Origin of the sequence: Methylobacterium sp. WL116 (genome assembly GCF_008039455.1) — a bacterium.
GTDB lineage: Bacteria > Pseudomonadota > Alphaproteobacteria > Rhizobiales > Beijerinckiaceae > Methylobacterium.
Genome location: NZ_VRUV01000268.1, coordinates 1 through 6,241 on the forward strand (window position 1 = coordinate 1; position 6,241 = coordinate 6,241).

Annotated in this window: 6 protein-coding genes and 1 pseudogene; all 7 read right to left on the reverse strand. The window is 69.1% G+C overall.

Annotation, left to right across the window (positions count from 1 at the left end; all coding sequences use genetic code 11):
• Positions 1 to 38: 38 nt before the first annotated feature.
• Positions 39 to 221: pseudogene (locus FV223_RS17635) on the reverse strand (DUF448 domain-containing protein); the annotation flags it as partial.
• 17 nt (positions 222 to 238) lie between these two features.
• The gene (gene nusA / locus FV223_RS17640; protein ID WP_147728245.1) at positions 239 to 1,846 is read right to left on the reverse strand and encodes a transcription termination factor NusA; all 1,608 of its coding nucleotides are present in this window, start codon (positions 1,844 to 1,846) and stop codon (positions 239 to 241) included.
• A 68-nt stretch (positions 1,847 to 1,914) separates the two neighbouring features.
• On the reverse strand, positions 1,915 to 2,694 hold the full coding sequence (gene rimP, locus FV223_RS17645) for a ribosome maturation factor RimP (protein WP_147728246.1): 780 nt from the start codon (positions 2,692 to 2,694) through the stop codon (positions 1,915 to 1,917).
• A gap of 284 nt (positions 2,695 to 2,978) precedes the next feature.
• Positions 2,979 to 3,842: a hypothetical protein gene (locus FV223_RS17650; RefSeq protein ID WP_147728247.1), complete on the reverse strand. Its 864-nt coding sequence runs from the start codon at positions 3,840 to 3,842 to the stop codon at positions 2,979 to 2,981.
• Entirely contained in the window at positions 3,839 to 4,933 is a 1,095-nt protein-coding gene (locus FV223_RS17655) for a hypothetical protein (protein ID WP_147728248.1), read from the reverse strand. The genes FV223_RS17650 and FV223_RS17655 overlap by 4 nt, the downstream gene beginning before the upstream one ends.
• Before the next feature lie 262 nt (positions 4,934 to 5,195).
• Positions 5,196 to 5,348 carry a hypothetical protein gene (locus tag FV223_RS30555; RefSeq protein WP_187274972.1) on the reverse strand — a complete coding sequence of 51 codons (153 nt, stop codon included), beginning with the start codon at positions 5,346 to 5,348 and terminating at the stop codon, positions 5,196 to 5,198.
• Positions 5,349 to 5,445: 97 nt separating this feature from the next.
• Positions 5,446 to 6,241 (reverse strand): PQQ-binding-like beta-propeller repeat protein (locus tag FV223_RS17660; RefSeq protein ID WP_147728249.1); only part of this gene is annotated, 796 nt, incomplete at its 5' end.

The window sequence follows — 6,241 nt, forward strand, 5'->3', positions numbered from 1 at the left end:
GGTGATGTTTATACGTCACCGCCATCGTCCGGCCCACCGCGCTGGTCCGGCACGACGGCGCCGTCCGGCCCGAGGACGAAGCGGATCATCGCGTCGGGCGCCTGCGCGGTGCGCGTGACGATGCAGGTGCGCAGCGCGCCCTGTCGGCCACGATTCGGCCCGGCATCGAGGACGACGTCCACGATGCCCTCGTCAGCCGACGGCTGAGCGGCCTGAATCATCGCCCGACCTCGCGTCGTCAGTTGGCCTCGGCCTCGGCGGGCTCCGCCGCGTCCTCGGTCGCCTCGGGCTCGGGCAGCGCCTCGATCCAGCCGGCGCGGAGGCGGGCGGCCATGATCATGGCCTCGGCCTCGGCGCGCGAGACCTCGAAGCCGTCGAGGTAGCCGGCGTGGCGCTTGGCCTCCGGCCCGCGGCCCTCGGTGTAGCCGACGAGGTCGTCGGTGGCGCAGCCGGCCAGATCCTCGATCGTCTTCACGTCGTTCTCGCCGAGCGAGACCAGCATCGGCGTGGTCAGGCCGTCGATCTCGCGCAGCTCGTCCTGCACGCCGAGCTCGGTGCGGCGGTCGTCGTGCTCCTGCTCGATTCGGGCGAGGTGATCCTGGGCGCGGGCCTGGATCTCGGCGCCGGTCTCCTCGTCGAGGCCCTGGATCGAGGACAGCTCCTGGATGTCGACGTAGGCGATCTCCTCGACGTTGCGGAAGCCTTCCGCCGCGAGCAGCTGGCCGACGGTCTCGTCGACGTCGAGCGCGCCCATGAACACGGTGGTGCGTTCGGCGAACTCCTTCTGGCGACGCTCGCTCTCCTCGGCCTCGGTCAGGATGTCGATGTCCCAGCCGGTGAGCTGCGAGGCCAGGCGCACGTTCTGGCCGCGGCGGCCGATGGCAAGCGAGAGCTGGTCGTCGGGCACCACGACCTCGATGCGGTCGGCCTCCTCGTCGAGCACCACCTTGACGACCTCGGCCGGCTGCAGCGCGTTGACGATGAAGGTCGCCTGGTCCTCCGACCACGGGATGATGTCGATCTTCTCGCCCTGGAGCTCGCCGACCACCGCCTGGACGCGCGAGCCGCGCATGCCGACGCAGGCGCCGACCGGATCGATCGAGCCGTCGCGCGAGATCACCGCGATCTTGGCGCGCGAGCCCGGATCGCGGGCGACCGCCTTCACCTCGACGATGCCGTCGTAGATCTCCGGCACTTCCTGGCCGAAGAGCTTCGCCATGAACTGCGGATGCGAGCGCGACAGGAAGATCTGCGGGCCGCGCACCTCGCGGCGCACGTCGAACAGGTACGAGCGGATGCGGTCGCCGGGGCGGAAGGTCTCGCGCGGGATCATCTCGTCGCGCCGGACGATGCCCTCGCCGCGGCCGAGGTCGACGATGACGTTGCCGTACTCGACGCGCTTGACGAGGCCGTTCACGATCTCGCCGATGCGGTCCTTGTACTCGTCGAACTGGCGGTCGCGCTCGGCGTCGCGCACCTTCTGGACGATGACCTGCTTGGCCGACTGCGCGGCGACGCGCCCGAAATCGAAGGGCGGCAGGGTGTCGGAGATCACGTCGCCGACGAGCGCGCCGGGATTGTAGCGCCGGGCCTGGTCGAGGGTGATCTCGCGGGCGTCGTTCTCGACGAGGTCGACCACGAGGAGGTGGCGGGAGAGCCGCAGCGCCCCGGTCTTGTTGTCGATCTCGGCGTGCACGTCGGTCTCGGCGCCGTAGCGCGAGCGGGCCGCCTTGGCGATCGCCTCCTCCATCGCGTCGATCACGATGGAGCGATCGATCACCTTCTCGCGGGCGACCGCGTCGGCGATCTGCAGGAGTTCGAGCCGGTTGGCGCTGACGACGGCCATCTGTGTCGGTCCTTCTCTTGGGGTGCCGCCCCGGTCGCCGCTTTGCAAGCGGGGCGGGCGGCGATGCTCTAGTGAAGCGAGTCGCGGTCCTTCAGGCGGGCCGCCTTGGTGGTCACGGGCTTCTTGGGCGCGTCCGAAGCGGGCTTCGGCTTGGCCGCCTTGGGCTTGGCGGAAGCCTTCTGCCGCTTCGGGAACGGCGCCGGCGGAAGGGCCGGGGCGTCTTCCGCCTCGTCGTCGTCGAGCGCCTCGTCGAGGTCCTGCACTGGGCCTCCGCCGCGCCGCAGCGACTCGCGCACGAGCTCGTCCGTGAGCACCAGATGCGCATCGGCGAGGTCGCGCAGCGGCAGCGAGACCCGGCTCGGCAGGCCTTCCTTGACGTCGGGCAGGTCGACCGGGACGGTGAGCGCCGCCGCGTCCGGCTCGCCGATGATCCCGCGGAAGCGCTTGCGGCCGCCGAGCGGCACGGCGAGCTCGATCTTGGCCTCGTAGCCGGCCCAGCGGGCGAAGTCGGAGACCCGGACCAGCGGACGGTCGATGCCGGGCGAGGAGATCTCGAGATAGTAGGCGATGCCGACCGGGTCATCGAGGTCGAGGATCGGCGAGATCGCGCGGCTCACGGTCTCGCACTCGTCGATGGACATCGAGCCGTCCGGCCGCTCGGCCATGATCTGCACGGTGCAGCCGTTCGCGCTCGACACCTTGACCCGCACGAGGCGGAAGCCGAGCCCCTCGATCGGACCCTCGATCACCTGCGCCACGCGCGCGGCGACGCCGGTCTCGCGGACCAGGCGCTTCTCCGTCGGCTCAGCCGACGGCTCGGGCGAGGGGACGGCGGTCGGCTCTGACATGACTGCGCTCAGGATCGGGCTCGCTGATGGGGCGGCGCTCCGGAGGACAGGAGAGGGGCTTGCGGCAATAAAAAAGAGCGGACCCGGTGGGGCCCACTCCCGAACCGCAGCCTCGCGACTGCAACCAGAACTGATGAGGAACGATCTAGCGGGTGAACGCGAAGAATTCAAGCGTTTTCCGGCTGCGCGTCGCCTCGACCCGAAGCAGCCGGACGACCCGGGAATCGCTCGAGGAGCGATCCTGGACCGTGGAAGGGCCTCTGTGAGGTCGGATCGACGGTCGCTCAGGCCAGCCCCTCCTCGATGGGAAACGGCGTCGGCTCCCACCAGCGCTCGGCCTGGTGGAAGCGCGCCGCCTCGGCCTCCCAGCGGTGAAGGATCGCCGCGATGGCCGCGCGGTCGCCGGTGCGGAGCGGTTCGACGATCTCGAGGATGCGGCGGCGGCAGCGCCGGTAGTCGGTGCAGCGGCCGGCCTTCTCCCAGGCCTCGATGGCGCGCTGCGTGCGCGCGCCGCGCTTGGGATAGTCGAGGATCTCGGGCGGCTCGTAATCGCCGTAGGTGTCGCTCTCGTACCACCGCCAGATCCGGCCCAGGAACTCGCGCGCCTCGTCCAGCGCGCCCTCCGCGAGCGCGATCGCCATGCGCTGCTGGTCGTAAAGGCCGCGGCTCGGGACGATGTGGCTGCGGTAGAAGTCCAGGTAGGCGTGGTGGTCGAGGGCCATCGGGCGCAGCAGCGGCAGGACCTGCTCCTCGACCGCGCGCGTGAAGATGCGGCCGATTTCGGGATCTGCCCACGCGAAGTCCCCGACCGTGGCCGCCCAGGCGGCAAGCTGGGGAAATTCCGGCCTGCGCTCGTAATCGGGCTGGAGGAAGTAGTCCCGCGTGAAGGGGGCAGGTAGGGGCTCGCGTCGGAACCCCTCGGAAAAACTGCCGACATTCCAATCCCAGTTCGCGCCACTCCAGTACAAGGGCGCGATACTGAACCTGGGCCAAAATACATCGGCAGACCTGCCGCGATAGATGTAGATCTGCGCGATGCAATGGCGGATCGGGCGGATCCAGATCGCATACGGATTCACTTGGACCCAATCCGGATTGTGCTTCAGCACGTCTCGAAAAAGTCGAGCCAACTGCTTCTTGGTGGTCATCGCGACTCCCGCATCTGTATGACGATGATCCGCTGCGTTTTGGGGAACAGCATCTTGGCTCTGGTCGCGTAACGCACCGAATCGGACCAACCGAGGCCGCGAAGCCCCGTCTTGTAGTCGTAGACGCAGGCGACGGTCGGCTGTGGGCTATGAAACTGGTCAAGGCGGCTCGTGCCGGACTGACCATACGAGCCTTCGCCTCCAGTCTTGAGAATCGACAGCTCCGATTTGAAATCGGCGATGTTCTGGGCTTTTGCCCAACGATCCATCAGCACGTGGATCGCGGTGCCGATGGCTTGCGGCGTTCGATACGCGCCACTTTGTCGAACCGCCGTGGCGACCGCGTCGAGCTGGGTCTGGATCTCACCGGTCTTCGGGCAGGCGGCGTCGAGGGATGCCTGGTCGAGCTGACCGACCCAGATCGCCGGCATGTGCTCGAAGTCCTCGGCGCCACGGAACTCGTGCGCCGTAGTGCCGAGGACGGTGCCGTAGCGACCCCGCTGCGCCGAAAGCGTCGCGAAGAGCGTGCCGGCGAGCTCGAGCGTCCGTAGGACCCGAACGGCCGCCAGGGCGAGCGGAACCGCCTGCAGGAAGGCGGGCTGCACCGTCGCGTCCGGCTCGGCGCCGTTCGCCGTGAAGGTGCTGCGCCCCAGGATCTCGCCGGAGACGCCGTCGCGGATCGTCTGCGTCGCGCCGAGGGTCTCGAAGACCCGGCTCTCGCCGTCCGGCGCGGTGACCGCGTGCTGCTCGTCGAAGTCGCGCCGGCCGGCGCGGATGCGGATCGAGAGGATGCGGGTGCCGTCGTCGAGACGGGTCTCCTCGCGGGTCTGGGTGGGCTCGGCTGCGGGCATCTGTGCCCATTGCGGCTTGATCAGCCGCAGCACGTCCGGATCGACGGCGTTCCCATCCCCACCGCCGCCGGCAATCCATTGCCCACCGTTAGGCTGACCGAAAGGAGCGCGCGGCTGGTCGGACCAATCCTTTCGCCGGAGTGCCTGCTCCAGGCGGAGCAGCTTCGTGTCGAGGGAGAGCCCGGCCAGAAGCCCCTTCAGTTGCCGGACCTCTTCACCGATCCTCGGTTGTCTGGCCATGGCATCGATCCGAATCGCCTTCGATGAGGATTATTTACCGGAACAAAGCGGGAATGTACAGTTTATTTTCCTATTTTGAATTCGCTTATGGACTAAGCTCCGGGGCCGGATCGGCGTCGGGGGAGGGAGACACGAAAACCGGCACGGAGCCGACGCGGGTCCGGCTTTCGGGCGGCCAACCCTTGCGTCTCGACCTGGGCCGCGCGCCGGCGCCCGGTGCGCCGATCGGGCAGCGCCCGGACGGAACGCTGTGAGATCTGCCTCAGCGCGAGGCCGCCGCGTAGGACACGACCGGCGGGGTCAGCTGCGCGGTCCGTTCGGTCCGCGCCACGGCGACGATCCACACCGTCAGCACGATCGCGACGAGAAGGTCGCGCAGGCGCGAGCGTCGCGGCGTGGCAGGCGAATCCGGCATCGAATCGATCGGCTCCTCGAACGGGAGCGACATCGTGCGACGCGCATGTTTCTGCTTGATGTGGGAAATTCACCCACAGATTGGTATCGCAGCCTCGTCACCGCACGGGCAAGGCGAAGACGGTGAGCTGGCCGCCGAGCGCGGTATAATCCGACAGTGCCGCGTACCCGCCGACCGCGCCGGCGCCGTCCGCCGGGTCGGTGAGGCCGGCGGCCAGGCCGATTCCGGCCCAGCCGCCGACACCCGAGAGCACCGCCACGTACTGACGGCCGCCGTGCCGGTAGGTCATCACGTTGCCGACGATGCCCGACGGGGTCTTGAACCGGTAGAGTTCCTCGCCCGTCGTCGCGTCGACGGCCTTCAGGTAGCCCTCGAGCGTCCCGTAGAAGACCACGCCGCCGGCGGTGGCGAGGGCGCCCGACCAGACCGAGAACGGCTCGGGCAGGGACCATGCGATCCGCCCCGCGACGCCGTCCCAGGCGACGAACGCGCCGGTGCGGGACTCGCCCGGCGGCGGCTGCAGCCCGACGGTGGCGCCGACATAGGGCACGCCCGTCGTGTAGGTGACGTGGAACGGCTCGTAGCTCATGCAGATGTGGTTGGTGGGCACGTAGAACAGCCCCGTGCCGGGCGAGAACGCCGCCGGCTGCTGGTTCTTCGCCCCGATCGCGCCGGGGCAGATGCCGGTGGTGGTCTCGTCCTCGCCGGTCCGCTCGGGCGAGTAGCGTTCGGCGACGATCGGCCGGCCGTAGCCGGGGGACGCCCGGTCCATGTCGACCTTGGAGGCCCAGTTGACGACCGGGTCGAACTTCTCGGCGACGAGGAGCTCGCCGGTGGCGCGGTTGAGGGTGTAGCCGAAGCCGTTGCGGTCGAAGTGGGTCAGCAGCGGGGTC